Annotated in this window: 2 protein-coding genes and 2 pseudogenes; 3 read left to right on the top strand and 1 reads right to left on the bottom strand. The window is 27.3% G+C overall.

Features of this window, described 5'->3' with window-relative positions; genetic code table 11:
- Nucleotides 1–78: 78 nt before the first annotated feature.
- From AZI32_RS16815 to AZI32_RS18555, 3 genes and pseudogenes are all read left to right on the top strand, one after another.
- Nucleotides 79–327: pseudogene (locus tag AZI32_RS16815) on the top strand (IS21 family transposase); the annotation flags it as partial.
- A pseudogene (gene istB / locus AZI32_RS16820) lies at nt 321–1078 on the top strand (IS21-like element helper ATPase IstB). The pseudogenes AZI32_RS16815 and istB, both read left to right, overlap by 7 nt.
- 102 nt (nt 1079–1180) lie before the next feature.
- Complete coding sequence (locus AZI32_RS18555; RefSeq protein ID WP_157450961.1) at nt 1181–1351, top strand: hypothetical protein; 171 nt, start codon at nt 1181–1183, stop codon at nt 1349–1351.
- Nucleotides 1352–1529: 178 nt separating this feature from the next.
- Here AZI32_RS18555 and AZI32_RS16825 read toward each other — a convergent pair whose 3' ends face one another.
- Complete coding sequence (locus AZI32_RS16825) at nt 1530–2141, bottom strand: hypothetical protein (protein ID WP_061997094.1); 612 nt, start codon at nt 2139–2141, stop codon at nt 1530–1532.
- Nucleotides 2142–3091: the final 950 nt, after the last annotated feature.

Below are 3091 nucleotides of genomic sequence, written 5' to 3' on the forward strand. Positions count from 1 at the left end.
GAATGATGAATTAAAATTAATTTGGAAAGGCTATGGAAATAGTGTGCCGAAGGCTGCTTTAAAACTTCAAACATTATTATGATTTCCTATAAATCTAACCAATATTCTGTATCACCAGAATATATAGGCAAAAAACTAAAACTACAAGTATATGATAATCAACTACATTTGCATTATAGCACAAAATTAGTTGCTATTCATGAAATTAAAAACCAAAAATTAAATTATCATGATAATCATTACTTACAGATTAGTTCTTTAACATTTAAAAACTCTAAACATGAAATGAATGAAATAGCTAAAAATGATAGGAGAAATATATGGTAACTAATAGTTCATATATGCAATTAATTAAAAATCTAGAATATCTAAAATTAAAACAAATGGTCAACCATTTAGATGAAGTCATTGATTTTTTAACAAAAAATAACTTATCTTTTGTTGATGCACTTATAAAACTTACATCTCATGAAATAGATTGTAAGGAAGCAAATATGATTAGATCCATGGTTAAGGTAGGAGCATTTCCACATACTAGGGAATTAAAGATTTTGATTTTGATTTTCAGCCAAGTGTAAACAAGGATCAAATACTAGATTTTGCATCCTTACGATTTTTAGAAGCTAAAGAGAATATTGTATTCTTGGGATCTAGTGGTGTGGGGAAAACGCATTTGTCCACTTCTATAGGCATCGCTGCCGCGAAGAAAAGATATAGCACTTACTTTATTAAATGCAATGATTTATTACAACAATTAAAAAGAGCAAATTTAGAGAATAGACTTGATTCAAGGCTTAAGCATTTTAGTAAGTATAAGCTTCTTATAATAGATGAATTAGGATATCTACCGATAGATAAAGAGGATTCTAAACTATTTTTTCAACTTATTGATATGAGATATGAAAAGAAAAGTACTATTTTAACTACAAATATAAATTTCAATTCTTGGGATGATATTTTTTGTGATCCTATAATTGCTAATGCTATCTTAGATAGAGTACTTCATCATGCTCATGTAGTTTCTATTAATGGAAATTCTTATAGATTAAAAGATCACTTTAATTTAGAAGAGAACTAAAAACTACATTCTTAAATGATCAAAAAGTTACATTCCTAACTTGACATTTATAGCTCTAACCTCATATGTAAAAAATATTATATATTTACTTGGAGGTAAAAAATGAAAAGTTTAGAAATTTTAACAACTGAAAACATGAAAAATATTGAAGGTGGAAATGCCTCATTACCTATGAAAATGGCTTACACAAATAAGAATACATGCCTTGAAAAAGAACAAGAACTAATTGACAATGGACACGTTACTGGAATGAGTAAGTTTCATATTCTTTAAGGCATTTGCAACTATCATGCTTCATGCTGCCGTAGTAGACATTGAGATTGGTGGAAATAAATAGTACATGAGAACTGCGTATACTGCTATTTGGTACAATTTTAAATTCTATTTGTAAAAAACCACCCATTACTCATGGGTGGTTTTTCTACTATAAGTATCTTCTATGGTTCTCTTCCTAAACATATAAATAAGGGTTCCCCTTTTTTGCATTAAAGCCTATTGGTAGATACTCTTCTTTAATATAATCTTTATAGTCAAAATCCATAAAGCCATTGCAGAAAAGAATCTCTACATACACGATTGTATCTTTTTGGTTCGTAAGTGCATATACAAAACCATAATTATCATCTGCACAAATAGCAAGTAATTTGTATTGAGAATCAAATCCTTCTGCTCCAAAAATTCCAATATATTCATCTGATTTATAAGTTTCTAGTCTTTCAACTTCATTTTTATAGGTATCTTTATCGTATTTAACAACTAGGTAACTTAAATATTGAGTATCCCAAGGGTTATCATAAACCATTTTATAATCTTTTACACTCATATCATTGGTAATTGATTGTGGAAAAATTGATTCATCCATATCCATTTTATTTTTATATTCTTTTTTAGCATTTTCTCCAATATACTTCTGATACTTAGCTATATCTGTATTTACATCTGGATTTGAAATAAAACTACTTATAAATAAGTAACAACAAAGTGCAACTCCTATAATAAGTCCCCATATAACAGTAGTTAGAATAACCGCTATACGACATTCCTTTAAAACTGATTTATTCATATTTCCTCCCATTTTACACCATATATGGTATAGTTTTAAATAATCATACCATATATTTTCAAATATGCCCATCCTGCTGATAAGGTGGTTTGAGTCAAGTAAAAGTTGGCAACTATTTTCTTTTTCATTTTATCCATTATTATTTGATTTTTGGGTATAGTTACCCCAACCCAAATTATTAGTTAATTGTAACCAATTTTAAACTCAGTAGTTTCAAAGCATTGCAAGCTTTTAGTGAATATTTTACTGGTAAAATTCATTAATTGTATATTTTTATTTTCCTCGCTTATTAAAAAGTAACTTCTAGATGGCACTAACCCTTTGGATAACTTTCCTTCTTTACAAATTTTAATTATGCAATCTAACTACTGTATAATCTATATATTAAAAAAATTACAGATATAAGCACAATTTTTTGTTAGTCTTTTTTCTCAACTGATAACAAAAATTTTATGTATAATCTTAAGTTGGAGATTATATCCCCATGTGCGTAAAGCTAAGCCACTTTGTTTCAATAAAATATTTTTCTTTTAAGCTTTTAATACATTATGTAATAATAAAGATTTTAAATAAGCTATTCATTTAAAATTGATTTAGAAACTCTTATAGATTTTTACTTGATTTTTTCACCTAATTCAAGGACGGATTAGCCGGTACACCAGACAAGGACATCGCTTCTCCGGGTAGTCATAAAAATCACATAAAAATATATTTAGAGTTTCTTTGAAATTTTCACAGACTAGCATTTTAAATTTTTTCATTATTACTTTTTAATACTATAAATTTGGGGTTTCTAGGCTTAGCTTTACGCCTATATAATATGAATTCCTTATATAAGACTCATTACAGCATAATATTTTTATTTACTTTCATATTAAATTTAAAAGTAATATAAAACTGAATAAACTTGCTAATTTCTTTTAAAAAACATAAAAAAGAGTCGGAACTCT

Source organism: Clostridium sp. ATCC 25772, from assembly GCF_001573875.1.
Classification (GTDB): Bacteria; Bacillota; Clostridia; order Clostridiales; family Clostridiaceae; genus Clostridium_J; species Clostridium_J senegalense.

Excerpts from the sequence above, each read along its gene's own strand:
- AZI32_RS16825 (WP_061997094.1), bottom strand. The coding sequence starts at position 2,141 with ATGAATAAATCAGTTTTAAAGGAATGTCGTATAGCGGTTATTCTAACT.
- AZI32_RS18555 (WP_157450961.1), top strand. The coding sequence starts at position 1,181 with ATGAAAAGTTTAGAAATTTTAACAACTGAAAACATGAAAAATATTGAA.